Here is a 20778-nt window from a genome sequence, read left to right as displayed (position 1 = left end):
CAACAGCTTGATTTGGCAAGGTTCCAGCCTCATAAATGCATGAGAGCGAGGGACGCGAATGGTGTCTGGTCAGGAGCCGAGCATGGGTCAGTCGGTGGCGACAGACTCCGGCGAACGAGCCTATGCAGCGATGATTGCCAAGGCCCGAGCGCTGGTGCCGCAATTGCGGGAACGCGCGGCTCGAACTGAGGAGCTGCGGCACCTGCCGCCGGAGACCGAGGGCGACTTGCATGAAGCCGGTCTGTTCCGGATGCTGCAGCCGAAGCGTGTCGGCGGCGCCGAGCTCGATTATGTTGCCCTTATCGATTGTGCCGAGTTGCTTGGGCGGGCCGACGCATCTGTGGCTTGGAATCTGGCTAATCTGGCAAGTCACCACTGGATGCTCGGTATGTTCGAGCAGCGTGCGCAGGATTTGGTCTGGGGCCGAGAGCCGGACGTGCTGATCGCATCGTCGTTCATCTTCCCTGCCGGCCGTGCCAGAAAGGTCGAAGGCGGATACCAGCTGCGCGGAAGCTGGCCGTTCTCGTCGGGCGTCGGCTCGTGCGCATGGAACATGCTTGCAAGCGTCGTCGCATCCGACGACGAGGCTGACGGAATCGAATACCGCATCTTTCTATTGCCCAAGGCTGACTACAAGATCCTCGATACCTGGAATGTTGCCGGACTGCGCGGCACCGGGTCGTCGGATGTCGAAGTCAGGGATGCCTTCGTGCCCGATCATATGACCGTCGCGGTGGGTGATCTCGCAGGCGGCGCGACCCCCGGCAGTAAGGTGAACCCCAATCCGCTGTACGCCCTTCCCGTCTTCTCGCTGTTTCCCTATGTTCTCTCCGGCGTCGCGCTCGGCAATGCGCAGGCGTGCCTGGACGACTATACGGAGGTCGCGCGTCACCGCATTTCGACGTACAACCGCGCCAAGTTGAGCGACTTCCAGAGCACGCAAATCAAGATCGCGGAAGCTTCCGCCAAGATTGATGCCGCGCGCCTCATCATGCGCTCGGCCTGCAATGAGGCGATGGAGGACGCACGGCGCAACCACACGCCCGATATGGTCACCAAGACCAGATACCGGCGCGATGGAGCGTTCTCGGTCAATCTGTGCACTGACGCCGTCTCTATGCTGTTCGCGGCGAGCGGGGCGCGCGGCCTGTTCACGACCGGTGTGCTACAGCGGCAGTTTCGCGATGCGCACGCGATTAATTCGCACCTCGCATTCAATTTCGATGCGGCCGGAACCAATTATGGACGCGTGGCCCTCGGCCTGCCGTCCGAGAATCTCACCTTGTGAGGCCGGCCGATGAATGACCAGCCAAAGCATCCGGCCGCCTCCGATCCCGCCAACGAGTTCGCGAGCGACAACTCGCCGATCGACCCGCGTGATTTCCGCAACGCGCTCGGCACCTACGGAACGGGTGTAACCATCATCACGGCTACAGCCGCTGATGGAAAGCCGTATGGCATCACCTGCAACTCGTTCGCCTCGGTCTCCTTGAATCCTCCTTTGGTTCTCTGGAGCCTTGGCGTCTATTCATCGAGCCTGACCGTGTTTCAAAACGCCACCCATTTCACGGTGCATGTGTTGGGCACCTCGCAGCAGGCGCTTGCGGACAAGTTTGCCAAGTCGTCGGAAGACAAGTTCGCCGGTGTGGACTGGACGCCGGGCCTCGGCAATGCGCCCGTGCTGGCCGAGAGTGTGGCAAGTTTTCAGTGTCGATCCGTCAATCGCTATTATGGTGGCGATCACGTGATCTTTCTCGGCGCGGTCGAGGCCTATGCCTACAACGCACGAGAGCCTCTGCTGTTCGCGCGAGGGACTTATGGCCGATTCTTGTCCGACGACGCGCGCAAGAAGACGCCATAGTGCGATTCAGGGACGCTGGTCAGTTCAACGGTCCGCCGCCGAAAGCTTGTAGATTTCCAGAGCGTCGGCTTCTGCGCCGCGTGCAGCCTTTGCCAGCCTGAAGATCTGACCCGCGAGGGTCGCCATTGGCACCGGCGTCGATGTTGCTTGCGCGACATCGGCGACCGTGTCGAGATCCTTCAGCATCGTTGCAATGTGCCCGAGCGGGGGTGAGTGAATGCCCTGGACCATGCGCGGTACGAAGAGCTGAAGCGGGATCGAATCGGCAAAGCCGCCAGCGAGCGCCTCCGGCAGCCGGCTCGCGTCAATTCCCGCGTTCGAGGCAAGGCGCGTTGCCTCCGCAAGCACGGTCATCGCGCATCCGACGATCACCTGGTTGCAGAGTTTCGTGGTTTGGCCGGCGCCGGTCGGACCCATGTGGGTGAACCTGCGCGCCATGGCCAGCACATAAGGCCGTGCCCGCTCGATATCAGAGGTCTCTCCTCCAGCCATGATGGCAAGCGTGCCTTCTTCGGCACCCTTGGTGCCACCGGACACCGGCGCATCGATCCAGTTTGCGCCGTTCGCAGCTTTCAGTCGCGCCGCAAGCTCGCGCGCGGCGTCGGGATGGATCGACGAAAAATCGACCACGAGCTTGCCTGCCCCGGGAGCCGCAGCGAGCCCCTCCGGTCCGAAGATCACCTCTTCGACGGCGGCGGCGTCGGTCACGCACATAAAAACGATGTCGGAGTTCGTCAGGAGGTCACGCGGCGTGCTCGCGCGGTTGGCGCCGGCCTCGACAAGCGGCGCGACCTTGCCCTCAGAACGGTTCCAGACGCTGACGTGATAGCCGGCCTCGAGCAGGCGCCGGGTCATCGGCGTTCCCATCAGTCCCAGGCCGAGATAGCCAAGCCTCTCGACGCCTTGCGGGTTTGCCTTGCTCGCAGCAGCCATAGGTTGCCTCCTCCTGCCGCAGCGCAATGGCGCGCGACCGCTGCCGCACCATACACAACGGATATCGCGGCGAAACCGTGCCGTCTTGCATGGCTTGCCTGATTGTTTGAACCATGAAACATTTGGGCCGGTCGGGTTGGGTGGCGTCGGTCGGCGCCGGAGCAACGGAGTGGGCACGATGCGGGCAGTTTCGAGGTGGACGCTGGCGATAGGGGCTATGGCAGCCATGATTGCGGGCGCAAGCCCCGCACGAGCGCAGCAGACGATCCGCGTGGGCTGGACGATCCCGGCCGAGGAATCCAAATACTGGATGATGCGTAGGCCGGCCGAGTTTCCCGACATCGGCAAGACCTACAATATCGAGTGGACCCAATTTCAGGGCACCGCGCCGATGACGCAGGCACTGGCGGCCGGCGCACTGGATTGCGCGACGCAGGCGCCGCTGTCGCTGGCTAACGGCGTGGTCGGCGGCAACCTCAAGGCCTATATCGTGGCGCAGCACGTCTTCGAGAAGCCCGGTGGCTTCTCGGTCTACTGGGCGGTGATGAATGACTCGCCGATCAAGACGATTGCGGACCTTAAGGGCAAGACGGTTGGCATTTCCGTGATCGGTGGCGGCACGCAAGGCCCGTTCAACCTGCTTCTGAAGCAGAACGGTGTCGATCCCGGCAAGGATATCAAGCTGGTCGAGGTCGGTTTTGCCGTCTCGGAGGATGCGCTGCGCCAGGGCCGGGTCGATGCGGTCAACATGAATCAGCCGTTTGCAGCACGGGCTGAGGCGAAGGGCGGTACGCGTAAGCTGTTCTCGCTGTCGCAGGCGATGCCGAACATCGTGCACATCCTGGAGGCCTGCCGTGCCGATTTCGTCGACAAGAACCCAGAACTGGTGAAGACCTATGTCCGCGACATCACGTCGGGTATGAAGAAGGCGCTCGCGAACCGCGAAGAGACCCTGAAGGTGGTGTCCGAGGTGCTGAAGGCGCCCGTTCCAGTGCTCGATACTTACCTGCTCAAGGACAACGATTTCGGTCGCGATCCCGGTGCGGCACCGAACTTCCCTGCGATCCAGAAGATGCTGGACATTTATGCGGACACGGGAATGCTGCCAAAACTGGATGTCGCGCAGTTCAAGCACCCGACCATCGTCGCGCCGCTGCAATAAGCGATAGAGCGGTTCGCAAGATGAACGAAGTCGCAGTGCCCCGCCACATGCGGGACATTGCATCGAGATGAGCAAGCATGAAGAAGCTGCGATCACGGATTACCACTGACGGGCTCGACCGGGCGCCGCACCGCGCCTTCATGCGCGCCATGGGGCTGGACGACGCGGCCATTGCAAAGCCGATGGTGGGCATTGTCAGCATGAAGGGCGAGCAGACGCCCTGCAATATGACCCATGATTTCCAGGTGGCTTCGGCCAAGACCGGAATCGAGGAAGCCGGCGGGACGCCGCGCGAATTCTCGACCGTCTCGGTGTCAGACGGCATCAGCATGAATCACGAGGGGATGAAATTCTCCCTGTTTTCACGTGAGCTGATCGCCGACTCCATCGAGGCTGTCGTTCATGGTCTCGCCTATGATGCGCTGATCGGATACGGCGGATGCGACAAGACGCTTCCGGGCGTGATGATGGGAATGGTTCGCTGCAACGTGCCTTCCATCTTCATCTATGGCGGCAGTTCGCTGCCGGGTCGCCTGAATGGACGGACGCTGACCGTCCTCGATTCCTACGAGGCTGTCGGCAGCTTCATGACGGGCGAGATCGACGGCGCGACGCTCGAACGGATCGAGCGCGCCTGCCTGCCGACGATCGGCGCCTGCGCCGGTCAGTTCACTGCGAACACCATGGGGATGGTGTCGGAGGCTATGGGCCTGACCATTCCCAACGTGTCGATGGTGCCTGGCGTCTATGCTGAGCGCGCGCAGTTCTCTCGTCGCGCGGGGCGATTGATCATGGAGATGCTCGAACGTGGCGGGCCGCTGCCACGCGACGTCGTGACACGGAAATCCCTGGAGAACGGCGCGGCGATCGTTGCTGCGACAGGTGGCTCGACCAATGCCGCGCTGCATTTGCCGGCGATCGCAAACGAGGCCGGCATCGCCTTCACGATCGATGATGTCGGCGAGGTCTTTGCTCGGACGCCGCTGATTGGAAACCTGCGGCCCGGCGGCAAATACACTGCAAAGGACGTCTACGACATTGGTGGCGCGGCCGTCGTGATCCGCGAATTGATCCAGAGTGGGCATATCGATGGAGGTTGCCTGACCATCACGGGCCATACGCTTGCGGAAGAATATAGAACGGCCAATGCCCCCGACGGGGAGGTCGTTTATGCGGCCCGCGCGCCGATCATGCCCGACGGCGGTGTTGCGGTGCTGAAGGGTAATCTCTGCCCCGATGGCGCCGTCATCAAGGTTGCAGGTTTGAAGAGTCAACTCTTCGAAGGCGTGGCGCGCGTCTTCGAGGATGAAGAGGCTTGCGTCGCCGCGGTTCGCGACCGCAGCTACAAGGCTGGCGAGGTCCTTGTGATCCGCAACGAAGGGCCGGTCGGCGGTCCCGGCATGCGCGAGATGCTCGGCGTGACAGCGCTGATCTATGGCCAGGGCATGGGCGAGAAGGTTGCCTTGATCACGGATGGGCGGTTTTCCGGTGCCACGCGTGGCATGTGCATCGGTTATGTGTCGCCGGAAGCGTTTGTTGGTGGCCCGCTGGCGCTGGTCCGCGACGGCGACAAGATCCGGATTGATGCCGCTGGCCGTCGCATGGACCTGCTGGTCGATGAACAGGAACTCGCGGCGCGACGACGCGATTGGAAGCAGCGCCCGCCTCGTCATCGTGCTGGTGCGCTCGCAAAATATGCGCGACTGGTCGGTCAGGCGCCGGGCGGCGCAGTCACGCACGAAGGACCCGCGGAGTGGCCATGGTTCGATTGAGGCGTCGCGCGCGCGCGAAATGACGACTGGTTTGGCAGGTTTCTTGCTAAGCTCATGCGGCTGACGGAGACATTCAGTAGATCGGTGGCGTGACGTTCGCGCGTGAGTGAAGCGAGAGGCGGGATGAAGGTAGTGCCTTCGAGATCGAGCGACTGGGTGAGACCGGTGACGTCACAAAAGCCGGCATCTGCGATCATCGAGATTGACCGCGTCTCGCAGGTCTTTCAGACCTCGGCGCGCAACGATCATTTGGCACTATCGGACATCTCCTTGACGATCGAGGAGGGGGCGTTCGTCTCTATCCTTGGTCCCTCAGGCTGTGGCAAGTCGACGCTGCTTTATATCGTCGGTGGTTTCGTCAGCCCAACCAGCGGCGCGGCGAAGATGAAGGGACAGGCCATCACGGGGCCGGGGCCGGATCGCGGGCCAGTGTTCCAGGAGTTCGCGCTGTTTCCCTGGAAGACGGTACTGGGCAATGTGATGTACGGTCCCCGTCAGCAGGGGGTAAGTGCCACCGAGGCAGATGCACAGAGCCGCGCGCTGATCGAGATGGTCGGGCTCAAGGGCTATGAAAACTTCTACCCGAAGGAGTTGTCGGGCGGCATGAAGCAGCGCGTCGCGCTGGCACGGACACTGGCCTACCACCCGGAGGTACTATTGATGGACGAGCCGTTCGGCGCGCTCGACGCTCATACCCGGACGCGCCTTCAGAACGATCTCCTGAACATCTGGGAGCGCGACCGCAAGACGGTGCTGTTCGTCACCCACTCGGTCGACGAAGCGGTCTTCCTTTCAGACAAGGTCGTGATGATGTCGAAGTCTCCCGGTCGCATCAGGGAGGTTATCGATATCGATCTGCCGCGGCCGCGGCGCCGCAACGAGCTGTTGCTCGATCCACGGTATCAAAAATACGTCGTCGACATCGAGCGCATGTTCGATGAAAGCGACCATGCCGGTTCGCTTTTATGATATCGCCGGCTGCCGTGGCGAGACGTGCTGCGCCGGTGCTGGCTTGCATTGGATTATTGGCGGCTTGGCAGGTCGCTTCGCTCGGCTTGAAGAACGACAGCTTCCCGACGGCGCTCGAGGCGATCCGCGCGGTCCCGGATATCCTCGGTGACAAGGAATCTCTGATCAATATCCTGGCCTCGCTCCGCCGCATGGCGATCGGGTTCGGCATCGCCGTGCTGGTTTCGATTCCACTAGGCCTGTTGATGGGCCGTAGTCGGGCCGTCGCATCCTTCTTCAATCCACTCTTGATGGTGATCTATCCTGTTCCGAAGGCAGCTCTGATGCCGATCATCATGCTGTGGCTTGGCGTTGGCGAAGCTACGAAGATTCTCGTGATCTTTCTCGGTGTCAGCCTGCCGGTGATCTATCACAGTTTTGAAGGCGCCAAGGCCGTCGAGGAGAAGATGCTGTGGTCGGGCGCGGCGATGGGGCTGTCGGCCTTGCAACGTCTGGTCCGGATCGTGCTCCCGGCCGCGCTCCCGGAAATTCTAACCGGGTGCCGGACCGGCCTGGTGCTGGCGTTGATCACCATGATCACAAGCGAGATGATTGCGCGCCAGTCGGGGGCAGGGAACATCCTGTTCAACGCGCTCGACATGGGACAGTACGATACGGTTTACGCGATGATCATCGTCGTCGGAGCGATGGGCATTTGTCTCGATGCTGTTTTCGAGCGGGTTCGTGCGGGGCTTGTGCGCTGGTCCGAGCCTCAATTCGACATGCCGCTGAGCTTCTCATGATGTCACGTTCTGCGAACGCTATCTTAGGGCTCGCGCCGATTGTGCTGGTGGTCGCGCTATGGCAGGCCCTGGTGACGTTCGGCTTCGCTCCGGCGGTTTTGTTGCCGGCGCCGGGCTTCGTCTTCACGCGGCTGCTCGAGCAGCTCGTGACATGGGCGTTTCAGCAGGAAGTCGCAGCGACGTTGATCCGGCTGTTTGCTGGATTCGCGATTGCGGTCGTCCTCGGCGTCAGCATCGGCATCGCGGCTGCCGCAAGTCCCGCGATCAATGCCGTGGTTCGGCCGATCGTGCGCGTGTTGGCACCGTTGCCGAAGGTCGCGCTCTACCCGGCGCTGCTGTTGCTGCTGGGTTTCGGCCACGGATCGAAGATCACCTTGGTCGCGGCGGACGCACTCTTCCCGATTTTGCTCTCGACGTATTACGGTGCGTCAACCGTAGAGCAGAAGTTGATCTGGTCCGCCATGGCGGCGGGAACGCCGCGCTATAAAATCCTGTTCAAGGTGGTGTTGCCGGCGGCGATGCCATCGATCCTGACTGGATGCCGAATCGGCCTTGTTATTTCCTGCATCGTGGTGTTTCTGGCCGAGATGATCACGTCGACGGACGGCTTGGGCCATGCCCTTGTGACGGCGGCCCGCACCTTCCAAGCGGTCGACATGTTCGTGCCGCTGATCACGATCTCGCTGCTTGGGTTGATCCTCAATGCGTTGTTGGGCGCGGTGCGATCGTATCTCTTGCGAGGCTTCCCCGAAGCGTGACCTGACGAACAAAAGCAGAAGACCGGGAGTGAACCATGCTGGCTGATCGCATCGAGGCAAAATGGATCGACGCGTTTTGCGAGATCTTTGAACGTTGCGCCGTCAAGTCCGGCGATACCGCGGCGATCCTCTCGGAGACCCAGTCACGAGCATTGAATGTGCACCTGGCGGAGCTGGCCTTGCTGCGGATGGGAGCGAGGCCGTTCCACGTCGTGATGCCGACGCCACGTAACCGGAACATCGTTCCGGTCCGTTCGACCGGAGCGAGCGAAGCGATCCAAAAGCTGGGTCCTGTCATCAGCGCGCTTCAGCAGGCTGGCTTCGTGGTGGACTGCACCATCGAGGGCCTGATGCACGCGGTGGAGACGCCCGAAATTCTGAAGGCCGGCGCGCGCATTCTGGTGATCTCCAACGAGCATCCCGAGGCGCTGGAGCGCATGGTTCCGGATCTGGCGCTGGAGAAGCGCGTTCGCGCGGCCGCGAAGATGCTGCGCGCAAGCAAGCGAATGCGGGTCACGTCAAAAGCCGGCACGGCCCTTGATGTGGACATGGTGGGCGCTTCCACGGTTGGCGTCTGGGGTTGGACGGACAAGCCCGGCACGCTGGCGCATTGGCCGGGCGGCATCGTCGTCAGCTTTCCCAAGAGCGGGGCGATCAACGGCACGCTGGTGATGGCGCCCGGCGATATCAATCTCACCTTCAAGCGCTACCTGACGTCACCGGTGAAGATGACCTTAAAGGATGATTACGTCGTCGAGCTGGAAGGCGACGGCACGGATGCCGCGATGATGCGCGCCTATCTCGCCGCCTGGGGTGATCGGGAGGCCTATGCCGTCTCACATGTCGGTTTTGGCATGAATCCGGCCGCGCGCTACGAGGCGCTCTCGATGTACGACCAGCGTGACACCAATGGCACGGAGATTCGCGCTGTCTCCGGCAACTTCCTATTCTCGACGGGCGCGAACGAGTTTGCCGGACGTTACACTGCGGGCCATTTCGATCTACCGATGATGGGGACGACCATCGAGCTCGATGGCGTGGCAGTTGTTCGCGAAGGCGTGCTTCAGGACGTCTTCGGCTAGTTGCGGTCGAGCACCGGTGGGCGGGCCAGGTCGAAGTGCCGGAGCAGATCAACCATGGCCTGGAGCCGTTTTGTGCGATAGGCATCGACGTCCATGTCGGAATAGTCGAGGAAGCCTGCGCCGGTGCGCAGCCCGATCCGGCCTTCATGCATGTTGCGCGAAATGACGTCTGGCGCGCGATAGCGGTCGCTGCCGAGCGCGCCTTCGAGATATCGGCTGGCGTAGTACAGAATATCCCCGCCGCCCCAGTCGATGAATTCGAGCAGCCCGAGCACGGCATAGCGGAAGCCGAAACCGTAGCGGATCGCCTTGTCGATCTCCTCGGCACTGGCGACGCCTTCCTCGACCATGCGGGCGGCTTCGTTCATCGCTAGCGCCTGGATGCGCGGAACGATGAAGCCGGGTGTCGCTGCGCAAACCACTGGCACCTTGCCTATCCCTTCGAGCAACGTTTTGACCTCGTCGATGACGGCAACGTCAGTGGCTTTGCCGGGCGACACTTCTACCAGCGGGATTAAATAGGCCGGATTCAGCCAATGCACGTTGAGGAAGCGGCGCGGATTTACGATAGCGCCCGACAGATCGTCGACAAGGATGGTCGACGTGGTCGAGGCAATGATTGTGTCCGGGCCGATTTGTTTTGAAACCGTCCCCAGCACTTCGCGCTTGAGCTCGACCACCTCAGGAACCCCTTCGAAGATGATTCCCGCCTCGGAAAGGGCGGTGCCACTCCGGCTGGCCGGCACCACCGAGACCCGCGCGATCAGCGGATCAACGTTCGCCTCGGTCAGCAGTCCGAGCTTGGACAGGCTGGCAAACGTCTTGCTGATTTCGCCGAGCGCATCAGCCTCCAGCTTGGCGAACTCCTCTGCCGAACGGGCTTTGATGTCGACCATCGTGACCGTGTGTCCCGCATAGGCAAACGCAACGGCAATGCCGCGCCCCATGCGACCGGCTCCGAGACAGGCAATATTGGCGCGGCTGCTCATCGATCAGAATCCCTCACGAAGCAGCGTCTGCAATTCAGCTCTGTGAAGCTGGCCAAGTCCCAAGGTCTCCAGCGTTCGGCCAGTTTGCTCAAAATCTTCGTCGCAGATTGCGCCGCCGATGGCGAGGAATGCCTTGGCAAGCGGTGTGGCGACGCCCGCCAGCTTAGCGACGGACACCAGCAGCGATAGCCCAAGCCGTAAATCCTCGCGCATGTAGCGGTGCTCGGTCAGCACGATCCGCTCGCGCCAATCGCCGGAATCGGTCAGGCGATCGTGCGAACCCCGGCCATACATCCAGATCTCGCCTTCCCGCGCATAGTGGTGAGCGAGAGGGAAATGCGGGGCGCCATATCCCAGCGCCTCGCGCACTGCAATCCGCTCGGCATCGAGGGCGTCGGTCACGCGCCGGATCGCAGCTTGGGTGCCCTCCTTATGGATGTCCCACCGTTCAAAATGCTCGATCGGGCCCGCGTTCATCACGATCAGCGGCGGATGAATGATGCAGCCTGCATTCATCAGGGCGCCGGACAGCGCGTCGCCGCAGGGCTCGATCACGTCGGGGAAGGCGCGCCCGATGACCTCGAGCGCATGCGGGGCCTGATCGAGTGGGAATACGCCGACCGGCAGCCGCTTCGCACGGATGGTGATCGCGACCTCGAATGGTCCGTGCTTGCGGGTGAGCCAGGGCAGGGTGCCGGTTTCGGCGAAGCTTGCTTCGGCGCGGTTGCCTGCGTCGCGTGCGGCCTGCGCGAAGATCATCGAGCCAAATGTCGCGGGTGGCAGGAAAACCACCTGGCCGTCACGGAGGTGTGGCGCAAGGAGCCGGGCGATATCCTGCTGCGCGAAGGCGGGGGCAGGACACACGACCAGCTCGACGTCACTGACGGCTTCGGCGATATTGGTGGTCACCAGCGCCAGCTTCACGTCGTGGCGACCGTTGTGGTCCTTCACCAGGATGCGAGATCCCGCGACAAGGTGTGCCTCGACCTGCTCCGCGTCGCGGCGCCAAAGCCGAACCTCGTGTCCCGACAGCGCAAAATCGCCCGCGGCCGCGAAAGAGCCGTTTCCCCCACCCAGAACCGCGATCTTCAAGATGCTTCTCCCTGCGCGCGCGACTGCGCATCAAGTTGTTTCAGCAGAAAATGCTGAACCTTGCCAAGCGCCGTGCGCGGCAAATCGGCGACGAAAACGATGTCGCGTGGAACCTTGTAGCGAGCAAGCTGTGTCTGAACGTGCGCTTTCAGCTCGTCTGCTTCGAGACGGCAGCCGGATCGTCGGATGACATAAGCGATGGGCACTTCGTCCCAGCGCGGGTCCGGCCTTCCGATTACCGCGCATTCACTGACATCGGGATGTTCGAGCAGGACCCGCTCAACCTCGGCCGGATAGATGTTCTCGCCGCCGGAGATGATCGTATTCTTCTTGCGGTCGCGGACCCAGAAGTAGCCGTCGGTGTCGCACAGGCCGATATCGCCGGTGCGATACCAGCCGTCGTGGAGCGCATCGCGCGTCGCGTCCGCATTGCCCCAATATTCGAAGAACACGTTCGGCCCGCGCACTGCGATTTCACCCGGCGTACCCGCAGGGACCTCGTTGCCGGCCTGATCGATCACCTTCGCATCGCAGCAGAGGCCGGCAAGTCCGGTTGATCCGGAGCGCGACAGGTCGCCGCCCAAGCGGGTGTAGACCGCGATAGGACAGGTTTCAGTCGAGCCGTAGACCTGCAGCACCGGGACGCCCCGCGTAACGAAGCGATCGATCAGGTGCGGCGGCACGATGGTTGACCCTGTGGCAACGGCATTCAGCGAGGAGAGATCGGTCGTGGCCCACGCAGGATGCTCGCTGACGGCTTGGAGAATCGTGGGCACCATGACCGTCAAGGTCGGTCGCTCCCGTTCAATGGCCGCAAGCGCCGTGTCCGGCGTGAAGCGGGCGTGGATCGTAACCGTCGCGCCAAGCTGAAGTGCCGCCGTCGTCTGGATGTTGAGCCCACCGACATGGAAGAACGGAAGCACCGTCAGCACATGATCGTCCGATGTCATGTTGTGCATATGCTGGCTCATGACCCCGTTCCAGAACAGCGCCTCCTGACGCAGCACCGCGCCTTTCGGCCGTCCCGTCGTCCCTGAGGTGTAGACGATCAGCAGCGGACAGGAGAGATCGGTGTGCGGGTTACGTGCGCTGCCCTCGCTGCCAGCCAGCAAGCTTTCGTAGGTCTTGCCGCGGGGCGGTGTAAAATCGAGGCCGACGACGGCTGTCCCCGGCGCAAGTTCAGGAAGAACGTCTTCAAATGCCTGCTCGAGCACCAGCACTTTGGCGCCGGAATCGGTGAGAATGAACAGCTGCTCAGCGACCGCCAACCGCCAGTTCAGCGGGACCAGCATCGCGCCGAGCCGAGCACAAGCGTAGAGCAGGACCAGATAGTCCGGCCGATTAAGGCTCAGGATCGCAACGCGGTCGCCGCGCCCGACGCTGAACTCCTGCTTCAGGGCTGTTGCCGTTCGTTCAATCCGACGGGCGAACGCCGCGTAGCTCAGCCGCCGCCCCTCGAAGGCAATGGCCGTCTTGTCTGGCGCGAACGCCGCATTGCGATCGATTAGGCTGCAGAGGTCCACCGTTAGTCGTCCGTTTCGCCAGCCTCGTACAGCGCCTCACGGCCGATCCGGTCGAGACAGAGCTCGGCCGTCCAGGGGAGCATCAGCGAGCCACAGCGGCTGTCGCGATAGATACGCTCCAGCGGCAGGGAGCGGAGCATGGCCTGACCGCCGCAGGTGCGGATCGCGAGCGCCGCGAGTTCATTGGCGCCTTCCATCACCGAATATTGCGCGGCATAGGCGCGCAGCACCTGCTCCTTGCTCGGATTGGCACGCGCTTCGGTGACGGCCTGGAACCAGATTCCCTTGATCTGCTCGAGCTTGATCTGCATTTGAGCGACCGCAATCTGCTTGGTCGGGTACATCCGGCGCTTGACCGGCGGCATGCCCGGCACCTCGCCACGCAGATAGCGCAGGGTGAAATCATAGGCGGCTTGTGCAAGGCCCATATAGGTCGGTGACAGCGTCAGGAACATGTGCGGCCAGCGCATCGCCGCCTGGAAATAGACGCCGCGCGGCATTAGCGCGGCATCTTCCGGAACAAAGACCTCCTTGAACAGGAGCGTTCGCGAGACCGTGCCGCGCATGCCGAGGGGATCCCAATCGCCGACGACGGAAACTCCCTGTGACTTCGCTGATATCGCGAGGTAAAGCGTATTGCGGCGCGATGCCTTTTCGCCTTCCTCCATCTCGGTGCAGAGCACGCCGTAATAGTCGGCATGGCCGGAGAGCGATGCAAAGATCTTCTTGCCGTTGACGATCCAGCCGCCTGCGACGGGCCTTGCTTCTGTGCCGAACGCAACGCCGCCGGCAGCTGCCGCGCCGCCCTCCGAGAATGGTTGCGAATAGATCGCGCCGTCCTCGACGATGCGTTTGTAGTGAACCGCCCGTCGGCGCTCGTGCTCCGCGCGGGTCTCCGCGTCCATGTCGAGATCATCGGCCAAAGGGCCCGACCACAGCGTCGAACAGACGTGCATGTTCCAGGTCAGCGCGGTTGCGCCGCAATAGCGCCCGATCTCGGCGGCCGCCAGCGCGTACGTCTGGTAGTTCGCGCCCAGGCCGCCGTGCTTCTTTGGCACAGCGATGCCGAGCAGACCGACGCGATGCAGGTCGCGATAGTTCTCGGTCGGAAAGGCCGCCTCGCGATCGTAGGCGGCGGCGCGACCGGCGAACACGCTCTGGCCGATCTCACGCGCCCGGGTAATGATGCTGGCCTGCTCGTCGCTCAGTCGGAACGCCACGGGATCGAAGATCGGTGCATCCAGCGCGACCTTGTCGGTTGCGCCGATCGTCTTGCTGACTTGCATGGTCATGGCGCAACTATCCGTTTTGCAGCGATGGAATCGACGAAGCTGCCGAGAGCCTGGTCGAAGGCATCGGGACGTTCAAGGTTGGCGAGATGGCCAACGCCGTGGAGCTCGACATATTCTGCCGCTGGGATGTAGGTCGCCGTTTTCGCCATCATTGGCGCCGGGGCGTTGTTATCCTTCGAACCAGACAGCAGCAGCGTCGGGACGGATATATCTTTGAGCGTGCTGCGCTGATCGAACCCGATTAGCGCCAACATCATAGCGCGATAGCTCGCCTCCGGGACGCTTCCCATGCATTCGCGCGCCAGCTCCATTCCCCTGGGATCAGGATCGTCGCCGACGAGCTCCTTTACCAATGAAGGTGCCAGCGACTTCATTGTCTCGCCGCGATCAAGTGGGCCCAGCCGTGCCGCGATGAACGACTTTTGCCAGTCGCCGTCGGCTTTGCCGAAGGCCGGGCTTGTCTGTGCCAGAACCACCGCGCGCGCCAGTTTTGGCGATTGCACCAGCCATTTCTGGACGATCATGCCGCCGATCGAATGGCCGACCAGAATGGGCTTTGTCGCACCGAGCTGCTCGATGAATTGCTGGAGCGCTTCGGCCAGGGCAGCGATGCTGACGCTGGGGAGCGGCGCCGATCCGCCATAGCCCGGCATGTCCCACGCGATCGCGCGGTAACGATTGCCAAATGTCGAAAGCTGTTGCCGCCAGGCCCGCGCCGCACCACCGATGCCATGCAGGAAGATCAGGGGTGTTGCGCCCGGATCGCCAGCGGCTTCATAGGCGAAGCGTCCATCCTTTGTTATCATTGGCGAAGGCTGCACACGCGACATCCTTTGGCTTGCCCCGGTGATGCTAACAGGCCTGTGGGGGATGGGAAGAGATAATTTTATACTTAAAGCAATTTTCGGGCCGATCGCCCGCGTAACGGTATGCGCTACATCGATCGGCGCTTTCGTTGCAAAAATTTGAAGGTTAAAATATATCGGAGAAACGATCAGCAGATCCTAGGGAGCCAACGCATGTCCGGGTTGCCGCATTCGCCGACCGCGCTGGTGACCGGAGGCGGTCGCGGCATCGGCCGCGCGATTGCCGCCGCTCTGGTTGGCGCTGGTGCCACCGTGACAGTGCTTGGCCGGAATGCTGCTTCTCTCGAGGAAGCGATCAAAGCCGGTGCCGCGCATCATGCCGCCGTTGCGGACGTCTCGGATGAAGCTGCGCTGAGGGCAGCCATCGCCGCAGCGCATGCGCGAAAGCCGATTGATATTCTCATCGCGAATGCCGGCAGCGCCGAATCCGCGCCGTTCGCGAAATCGGACAGTGCACTTTTTGCGCGTATGATGGATGTCAATTTCATGGGCGTTGTCCATGCCGTCAGTGCTGTGTTGCCCGGCATGAAGGATCGTCCTTACGGGCGTATCGTCGCGATTGCATCGACAGCGGGGCTCAAGGGTTATGCCTATGTGAGCGCGTATACGGCGGCCAAGCACGCCGTGGTCGGTCTCGTGCGCTCGCTTGCACTGGAAATGGCTGCCAGCAACGTGACCGTGAATGCTGTGTGCCCCGGTTTCACGGATACGGATCTTGTCGCTGGCAGCATCGACAACATCATGAGGAAGACCGGGCGAACCCGCGAGCAGGCGATCGCCGAGCTCGCGAAGCACAATCCGCAGGGGCGCCTGATCACGCCGCAGGAAGTAGCGAATGCCGTGCTGTGGCTATGTAGCGAGCATGCCGGTGCGATCACCGGGCAGGCGATTGCGGTCGCCGGTGGCGAAATTTAGCGTCGTGGTAGGTGCGGAACAAGGAAGCCAAGGAGATCGCATGAGCAGACCAGCCAATCCCGTCACCGTACCACTTGCGGACTATTCGCCGCAACATTTCCTACTGGCTGTCGTTGAGGGCGTTGCCACCGTAACACTCAACCGTCCGGAGCGGAAGAATCCGCTGACATTCGAGAGCTATCGCGAACTGACGGATTTCTTTCGCGCGTGCGCGTTTGACGACGCGGTCAAGTCCATCGTCGTCACCGGCGCGGGCGGTAATTTCTCTTCCGGCGGCGACGTGTTCGAGATCATCGGCCCACTGGTGAAGATGGATACAAAGGGGCTGACCGCCTTCACGCGGATGACAGGCGATCTGGTTAAAGCGATGCGGGCCTGCCCGCAACCGATCGTGGCCGCGGTCGAAGGCATCTGCGCCGGTGCCGGCGCGATCATTGCCATGGCGTCGGACATGCGGCTCGCTGCGAGCGGAGCCAAGGTGGCGTTCCTGTTCAACAAGGTCGGCCTTGCCGGCTGTGACATGGGCGCCTGCGCGATCCTGCCGCGGATCATCGGTCAGTCGCGCGCCTCCGAGTTGCTCTACACTGGCCGCTTCATGACTGCGGAGGAGGGCGAGCGGTGGGGCTTCTTCAGCCGCATCGTGACGCCTGAGCAGGTACTCTCCCAGGCGCAGCTGCTCGCCAAGCAGGTGGCGGAAGGGCCGACTTTCGGCAACACAATGACCAAGCGCATGCTGGCGATGGAATGGGCGATGTCGGTGGAGGAGGCTATCGAAGCGGAGGCCGTTGCCCAGGCCCTGTGCATGACGACGGCCGATTTTGAGCGCGCCTTTCATGCCTTCGCCAACAAGGTCAAGCCGGTCTTCAGGGGCGATTGAGTGGCAGTTTCGACCGCAATTAAGGCTAAGCCCAAGACGGTGGCCGAGGTCGAGGCGGAGGCCACAAAGCCGCTTGCCGCAGGGTGACCGGCCGTGCGACGTTAACCCGGTTGCCTGTGTATCGAGTGGAGTAGAGGGCGATGAAGGCGATTATCGTCGGTGGCGGTATCGGTGGTCTCACCACGGCTTTGATGCTGCGGGCTCGCGGCATTGGGTGCGAGATTTTCGAGCAATCCGATACGATCCGCGAACTCGGCGTCGGCATCAACACCCTGCCACACGCCATGCGCGAGCTCGCCAGTCTTGGCCTGCTGCAAAAGCTTGACGACGTCGCAATCCGTACCGATCAGCTGTACTACCTCAACCGCCACGGTCAGGAGGTCTGGCGCGAAGCGCGCGGCGTCGACGCCGGCCACGACGTGCCGCAATTCTCGATTCATCGCGGCCGCCTCCAAGGCGTCATCCATCGCGCCGTCGAGGAGAGGCTCGGATCCGAAGCGATTCACACCGGCTGCCGGCTCGGCGCCTTCACTCAGGACGAGAGCGGTGTTACCGCATATTTCTTCGATCGCGCCGGTGCGCATATCCACACCGCGCGCGGCGATATCCTGATCGGCGCCGACGGTATCCATTCGCGCGTGCGCGACACGTTGTTTCCGAACGAGGGACCGCCGTGCTGGAACGGCCTGATGCTGTGGCGCGGTGCGCGCGATTGGCCGCTGTTCCTCACCGGCAAATCGATGATCGTGGCCGGTGGCCTCAATGCCAAGGTGGTCGTCTATCCGATCGCCGAGGGATCGAGCCCGGCGAGCCGTCTGACCAATTGGGCGGTGCTGGTGAAGGTGGGCGAGGGCAATGCGCCGCCGCCGCGGAAGGAAGACTGGTCACGGCCGGGCCGGCGTGAGGAGCTGATGCCTCACGTCGCGCGCTTCTCGGTGCCCTACATCGACGTGAAGAGCCTGATTTCGGCGACGCCGGAGTTCTATGAATATCCGACCTGCGACCGCGATCCCTTGCCCTATTGGTCGTCTGGACGCATCACGCTGCTCGGCGATGCCGCGCATCCCATGTATCCGGTCGGCTCCAACGGCGCCTCCCAGGCGATCCTTGACGCGCGCTGCCTCGCGGACGCGTTGGTGCGGGCCGAGCATCCGCGTCAGGCGTTGATGGAATACGAGAAGAAACGCCTGCCTATGACAGCGGATATCGTTCGCTCCAATCGCCGCGGCGGCCCCGAGGGCGTTATCGACGCCGTCGAGCAGTTGGCGCCCGACGGTTTTGACAACGTCGATAACGTCCTGAGCTATTCCCAGCGCGAGGCCATCGTGCGGGGCTACGCCAGCAAGGCGGGCTTCGCCGCCGTGCCGGGACTGGCGGCAGTGCGCGCCTGAAGTTGTTTTGATTGAGCGCGACCCTTCCGGAAAACCGTTTCACACTTTTCCGGGGTCACGCTCCTAGCCAGCGCCGGGAGGCGGTGGCAAAAAGTGGATGTTGAACTCGGCGGCCATCGCCACCACGTCCTCCGGCTTCTGTTCCTTCATGTTGTGAAGGCCCCAGAACAGGTCGAACAGCTTCTTGGTCGGAGACACCCAGAACAGCACTTTTGCGGTTTGGTCCGACTTGTTGAAGATGCCGTGCGGCACGCCCATGCCGAGCCGGATCAGGTCTCCGGGGGTTGCCTGCGCCTCTGAATTGCCGAGCACGAAGTCGAGCTTACCCTCCAGCATGTAGAGATATTCGTCCTGGTCAGGATGAATGTGCGGCGGCACGAATGTGCCCGGCGGCAATATCGCATGCCAGGAGAAGCTGTTCTCGCTGTTGCTCTTCGGCACATAGGTCTGGCCCAGGATATTCCAGGAAATGCCCTGGATGCCCTCGTTGGCCCGCGTGATGCCGGTGATTTCGCTCTTCATGGTATTCCTCCCTTAACGCGACGCGCGGCCTTAGTTCGCCGCCTTGCACTCCTTGGCGTAACGATCGCCGTAATTCTCAAAAACTTTCTGAACGATCTCGGTCTGGAACTTGCCGTCCGGACGCTTGGCGACCTTGGTCAGGTAAAAATCCTGAATCGGATAACCGTTGGTGTTGAACTTGAACGCCCCTCGCAGCGACGTGAAGTCCGCCTTCTTCAGGGCTGCCCCGACGGCCTCCTTGTTGGAAAGGTCGCCCTTCACTCCCTTGACCGCGCTGTCGATCAGCATCGCAGCGTCATACCCCTGCATGGCATAGGTGCCAGGCACGCCGTTATAGGCGGCCTCGTAGGCGGCGACGAACTTCTTGTTCTGGGGATTGTCGAGATTGGGTGCCCAGTTCGCGCCGCCGAACATGCCGACGGCCGCATCCTGCTGCGCCGGCAGGGTCGATTCATCCACCGTAAAGGCCGAGAGTACCGGGATGCTGTCGGCGAGGCCCGCCTGCTTGTACTGCTTGACGAGGTTGACGCCGAGGCCGCCCGGCATGAACGTGAAGAGAGCATCGGGCTTTTGCGCCGAGATCTTGGAAAGCTCCGGCTGGAAATCCAACGTATTGAGCGGCATGTAGGATTCTTCGACAATCTCACCCTTGTAGTCGAGCTTGAAGCCGGCGACCGAATCCTTGCCGGCCTGATAGTTCGGCACCATCAGATACATCCGCTTGTAGCCGCGATCCTGCGCGACCTTGCCGAGGACCTCGTGGACCTGGTCGTTCTGATAAGACGTCACATAGAAGAACGGGTTGCAGTCCTTGCCGGCGAATGTCGAAGGACCTGCATTGGGGCTGATCAGGAAGGTCTTGGATTCCGTGACCGGCCGGTGGATCGCCTGAAGGATGTTGGAGAAGATCGGTCCGACCACGAAGTCGACCTTGTCGCGCTCAAGCAGACCCTTGACCTTGGTCACAGCCGCATCGGGCTTGAGCTCGTCGTCGACCACGACCACTTCGACATCACGACCCCCCATCTTGCTGCCGAGATCCTTCACCGCGAGCGCAAAGCCATCGCGAACCTGCTGACCAAGCGCGGCGGCGGGTCCGGAGAGGGTCACGATCACGCCCAGCTTGATCTTCTCCTGCGCGAGGGCAGGGCTCATCGCGGTGCCGAGAAGAAATGCGGCTGCGGTCAAGGTCAGTTGCGTCTTCATGATTGATCCCCCGTAACGATTGCGCCTGCGCTGCAGGCTGCGTACTCCGACCCAAGCTTATGCCGATGACGGCGCTCGCGGCAAGCCAAGCTCAAGGCGCCGTCATCGTGCGGGCAGCGGTGCATGCAAACGGCGCGCCAATTATTTGAAGCCTAAAGAAATTCGCGTGCGGTCGATTGTTGCAGCTTTGGGCTTGCGGCCGGCGTCGATTTATTTGAAGCTCAAAACGTTGGGAATCCGGGCCGGCGCCAATGCCGGCCGTGATTGGCTCATCGAAATGCTCGATTCCGAGACCAAGGCCGTCGAAACGCCGGAGGACCATGCCGAAGAGCTCCGGCTGTGGTTGCGTCTGCTCACCTGTACGACCCTGATCGAAGGCGAGGTTCGCGGCCGGCTGCGGCAGCGCTTCGATGTCACGCTGCCACGCTTCGATCTGATGGCGCAGCTCGACAAGGCGCCCGACGGCATGACGCTGTCGGATGTCTCAAAGCGGATGATGGTGTCCAACGGCAACGTCACCGGTCTGGTTGAACGCCTCGTGGAATCCGGACATCTCGACCGCCGCACCTCGGAGACCGACCGCCGCGTCCAAGTGATCCGCCTCACAAAGCTCGGCCGTGCCGAATTTCGCAGGATGGCCGCGGAGCACGAGACCTGGATCGCCGATCTCTTTGCTGACCTGACGCCCAAGGATGTGCGCGAGCTGATGCGGCTCCTGGCCAAGACCAAGGCGTCGGCGCAGAAATCGGCTGCGCGTCGCAAGCCCTAGGTCTACGGGCCGAGGCG

20 protein-coding genes are annotated in these 20778 nt (G+C 62.3%); 12 read left to right on the top strand and 8 right to left on the bottom strand.

Annotated features, from left to right (window positions below; translation table 11 throughout):
- The first annotated feature begins 58 nt into the window (after window positions 1-58).
- Complete coding sequence (locus tag L6637_RS31270; RefSeq protein WP_237872922.1) at window positions 59-1288, top strand: acyl-CoA dehydrogenase family protein; 1230 nt, start codon at window positions 59-61, stop codon at window positions 1286-1288.
- A 9-nt stretch (window positions 1289-1297) separates the two neighbouring features.
- On the top strand, window positions 1298-1861 hold the full coding sequence (locus tag L6637_RS31265) for a flavin reductase family protein (protein ID WP_237872921.1): 564 nt from the start codon (window positions 1298-1300) through the stop codon (window positions 1859-1861).
- Between the two features lie 24 nt (window positions 1862-1885).
- Here L6637_RS31265 and L6637_RS31260 read toward each other — a convergent pair whose 3' ends face one another.
- Window positions 1886-2794 carry an NAD(P)-dependent oxidoreductase gene (locus tag L6637_RS31260; RefSeq protein ID WP_237872920.1) on the bottom strand — a complete coding sequence of 303 codons (909 nt, stop codon included), beginning with the start codon at window positions 2792-2794 and terminating at the stop codon, window positions 1886-1888.
- Between the two features lie 217 nt (window positions 2795-3011).
- Between L6637_RS31260 and L6637_RS31255 the strand changes: the two genes are divergently transcribed.
- From L6637_RS31255 to L6637_RS31230, 6 genes are all read left to right on the top strand, one after another.
- Window positions 3012-3956 (top strand): ABC transporter substrate-binding protein, encoded by a 945-nt coding sequence (locus L6637_RS31255; protein ID WP_237872919.1) that lies wholly within the window; start codon window positions 3012-3014, stop codon window positions 3954-3956.
- Between the two features lie 77 nt (window positions 3957-4033).
- The gene (gene ilvD / locus L6637_RS31250) at window positions 4034-5728 is read left to right on the top strand and encodes a dihydroxy-acid dehydratase (RefSeq protein WP_237872918.1); all 1695 of its coding nucleotides are present in this window, start codon (window positions 4034-4036) and stop codon (window positions 5726-5728) included.
- Window positions 5729-5851: 123 nt separating this feature from the next.
- Window positions 5852-6697, top strand: a complete 846-nt coding sequence (locus L6637_RS31245; protein WP_237872917.1) for an ABC transporter ATP-binding protein — start codon at window positions 5852-5854, stop codon at window positions 6695-6697.
- Window positions 6694-7479 carry an ABC transporter permease gene (locus tag L6637_RS31240; protein WP_237872916.1) on the top strand — a complete coding sequence of 262 codons (786 nt, stop codon included), beginning with the start codon at window positions 6694-6696 and terminating at the stop codon, window positions 7477-7479. The genes L6637_RS31245 and L6637_RS31240 overlap by 4 nt, the downstream gene beginning before the upstream one ends.
- Window positions 7476-8237: an ABC transporter permease gene (locus L6637_RS31235; RefSeq protein ID WP_237872915.1), complete on the top strand. Its 762-nt coding sequence runs from the start codon at window positions 7476-7478 to the stop codon at window positions 8235-8237. Before L6637_RS31240 ends, L6637_RS31235 begins: the two co-directional genes overlap by 4 nt.
- A 35-nt stretch (window positions 8238-8272) precedes the next feature.
- Window positions 8273-9319, top strand: coding sequence for a 2,5-dihydroxypyridine 5,6-dioxygenase NicX family protein (locus L6637_RS31230; RefSeq protein WP_237872913.1), 1047 nt, complete (start codon window positions 8273-8275; stop codon window positions 9317-9319).
- Here the strand turns inward: L6637_RS31230 and L6637_RS31225 are convergent.
- The 5 genes from L6637_RS31225 to L6637_RS31205 are packed head-to-tail and all read right to left on the bottom strand — an operon-like array spanning window position 9316 to window position 15021.
- Window positions 9316-10308 carry a 3-hydroxybutyryl-CoA dehydrogenase gene (locus L6637_RS31225; RefSeq protein WP_237872911.1) on the bottom strand — a complete coding sequence of 331 codons (993 nt, stop codon included), beginning with the start codon at window positions 10306-10308 and terminating at the stop codon, window positions 9316-9318. The two genes, L6637_RS31230 and L6637_RS31225, sit on opposite strands and share 4 nt — an antisense overlap.
- A gap of 3 nt (window positions 10309-10311) precedes the next feature.
- On the bottom strand, window positions 10312-11400 hold the full coding sequence (locus L6637_RS31220; RefSeq protein ID WP_237872910.1) for an NAD/NADP-dependent octopine/nopaline dehydrogenase family protein: 1089 nt from the start codon (window positions 11398-11400) through the stop codon (window positions 10312-10314).
- Window positions 11397-12923 (bottom strand): class I adenylate-forming enzyme family protein, encoded by a 1527-nt coding sequence (locus L6637_RS31215; protein WP_237872908.1) that lies wholly within the window; start codon window positions 12921-12923, stop codon window positions 11397-11399. Before L6637_RS31215 ends, L6637_RS31220 begins: the two co-directional genes overlap by 4 nt.
- Window positions 12924-12925: 2 nt before the next feature.
- Complete coding sequence (locus L6637_RS31210; protein ID WP_237872907.1) at window positions 12926-14215, bottom strand: acyl-CoA dehydrogenase family protein; 1290 nt, start codon at window positions 14213-14215, stop codon at window positions 12926-12928.
- The gene (locus tag L6637_RS31205) at window positions 14212-15021 is read right to left on the bottom strand and encodes an alpha/beta fold hydrolase (protein WP_237872906.1); all 810 of its coding nucleotides are present in this window, start codon (window positions 15019-15021) and stop codon (window positions 14212-14214) included. The genes L6637_RS31210 and L6637_RS31205 overlap by 4 nt, the downstream gene beginning before the upstream one ends.
- Window positions 15022-15234: 213 nt before the next feature.
- Here L6637_RS31205 and L6637_RS31200 point away from each other — a divergent pair, with 213 nt between their 5' ends.
- The 3 genes from L6637_RS31200 (at window position 15235) to L6637_RS31190 (ending at window position 18264) form a co-directional block, all read left to right on the top strand.
- Entirely contained in the window at window positions 15235-15996 is a 762-nt protein-coding gene (locus tag L6637_RS31200) for an SDR family NAD(P)-dependent oxidoreductase (protein WP_237873013.1), read from the top strand.
- 40 nt (window positions 15997-16036) lie between these two features.
- Entirely contained in the window at window positions 16037-16873 is an 837-nt protein-coding gene (locus L6637_RS31195) for an enoyl-CoA hydratase family protein (RefSeq protein WP_237866836.1), read from the top strand.
- A 140-nt stretch (window positions 16874-17013) separates the two neighbouring features.
- The gene (locus L6637_RS31190; RefSeq protein WP_237866835.1) at window positions 17014-18264 is read left to right on the top strand and encodes a flavin-dependent oxidoreductase; all 1251 of its coding nucleotides are present in this window, start codon (window positions 17014-17016) and stop codon (window positions 18262-18264) included.
- Window positions 18265-18327: 63 nt separating this feature from the next.
- On the opposite strand, the gene L6637_RS31185 is transcribed toward L6637_RS31190, so the two are convergent.
- Window positions 18328-18786 (bottom strand): cupin domain-containing protein, encoded by a 459-nt coding sequence (locus L6637_RS31185; RefSeq protein WP_237872905.1) that lies wholly within the window; start codon window positions 18784-18786, stop codon window positions 18328-18330.
- Window positions 18787-18816: 30 nt separating this feature from the next.
- On the bottom strand, window positions 18817-19992 hold the full coding sequence (locus L6637_RS31180; protein ID WP_237872904.1) for an ABC transporter substrate-binding protein: 1176 nt from the start codon (window positions 19990-19992) through the stop codon (window positions 18817-18819).
- Between the two features lie 277 nt (window positions 19993-20269).
- On the opposite strand from L6637_RS31180, the gene L6637_RS31175 reads away from it, so the two are divergent.
- Window positions 20270-20761 carry a MarR family winged helix-turn-helix transcriptional regulator gene (locus L6637_RS31175; protein ID WP_128954804.1) on the top strand — a complete coding sequence of 164 codons (492 nt, stop codon included), beginning with the start codon at window positions 20270-20272 and terminating at the stop codon, window positions 20759-20761.
- Window positions 20762-20778: the final 17 nt, after the last annotated feature.

Source organism: Bradyrhizobium zhengyangense, from assembly GCF_022012435.1.
Taxonomy (GTDB): Bacteria; Pseudomonadota; Alphaproteobacteria; order Rhizobiales; family Xanthobacteraceae; genus Bradyrhizobium; species Bradyrhizobium zhengyangense.
The sequence above is the reverse complement of the archived record's forward strand: the minus strand, read 5'-3'. Positions and strand labels throughout refer to the sequence as shown.

Bases quoted from the DNA above. Each gene is read 5' to 3' on its own strand.
- L6637_RS31265 (WP_237872921.1), top strand. From the start codon at position 1,298: ATGAATGACCAGCCAAAGCATCCGGCCGCCTCCGATCCCGCCAACGAG.
- ilvD (WP_237872918.1), top strand. From the start codon at position 4,034: ATGAAGAAGCTGCGATCACGGATTACCACTGACGGGCTCGACCGGGCG.
- L6637_RS31245 (WP_237872917.1), top strand. From the start codon at position 5,852: ATGAAGGTAGTGCCTTCGAGATCGAGCGACTGGGTGAGACCGGTGACG.
- L6637_RS31190 (WP_237866835.1), top strand. From the start codon at position 17,014: ATGAAGGCGATTATCGTCGGTGGCGGTATCGGTGGTCTCACCACGGCT.
- L6637_RS31235 (WP_237872915.1), top strand. From the start codon at position 7,476: ATGATGTCACGTTCTGCGAACGCTATCTTAGGGCTCGCGCCGATTGTG.
- L6637_RS31240 (WP_237872916.1), top strand. From the start codon at position 6,694: ATGATATCGCCGGCTGCCGTGGCGAGACGTGCTGCGCCGGTGCTGGCT.
- L6637_RS31185 (WP_237872905.1), bottom strand. From the start codon at position 18,786: ATGAAGAGCGAAATCACCGGCATCACGCGGGCCAACGAGGGCATCCAG.
- L6637_RS31175 (WP_128954804.1), top strand. From the start codon at position 20,270: ATGCTCGATTCCGAGACCAAGGCCGTCGAAACGCCGGAGGACCATGCC.
- L6637_RS31210 (WP_237872907.1), bottom strand. From the start codon at position 14,215: ATGACCATGCAAGTCAGCAAGACGATCGGCGCAACCGACAAGGTCGCG.
- L6637_RS31205 (WP_237872906.1), bottom strand. From the start codon at position 15,021: ATGATAACAAAGGATGGACGCTTCGCCTATGAAGCCGCTGGCGATCCG.
- L6637_RS31270 (WP_237872922.1), top strand. From the start codon at position 59: ATGGTGTCTGGTCAGGAGCCGAGCATGGGTCAGTCGGTGGCGACAGAC.
- L6637_RS31195 (WP_237866836.1), top strand. From the start codon at position 16,037: ATGAGCAGACCAGCCAATCCCGTCACCGTACCACTTGCGGACTATTCG.
- L6637_RS31255 (WP_237872919.1), top strand. From the start codon at position 3,012: ATGGCAGCCATGATTGCGGGCGCAAGCCCCGCACGAGCGCAGCAGACG.
- L6637_RS31230 (WP_237872913.1), top strand. From the start codon at position 8,273: ATGCTGGCTGATCGCATCGAGGCAAAATGGATCGACGCGTTTTGCGAG.
- L6637_RS31200 (WP_237873013.1), top strand. From the start codon at position 15,235: ATGTCCGGGTTGCCGCATTCGCCGACCGCGCTGGTGACCGGAGGCGGT.
- L6637_RS31180 (WP_237872904.1), bottom strand. From the start codon at position 19,992: ATGAAGACGCAACTGACCTTGACCGCAGCCGCATTTCTTCTCGGCACC.
- L6637_RS31260 (WP_237872920.1), bottom strand. From the start codon at position 2,794: ATGGCTGCTGCGAGCAAGGCAAACCCGCAAGGCGTCGAGAGGCTTGGC.
- L6637_RS31225 (WP_237872911.1), bottom strand. From the start codon at position 10,308: ATGAGCAGCCGCGCCAATATTGCCTGTCTCGGAGCCGGTCGCATGGGG.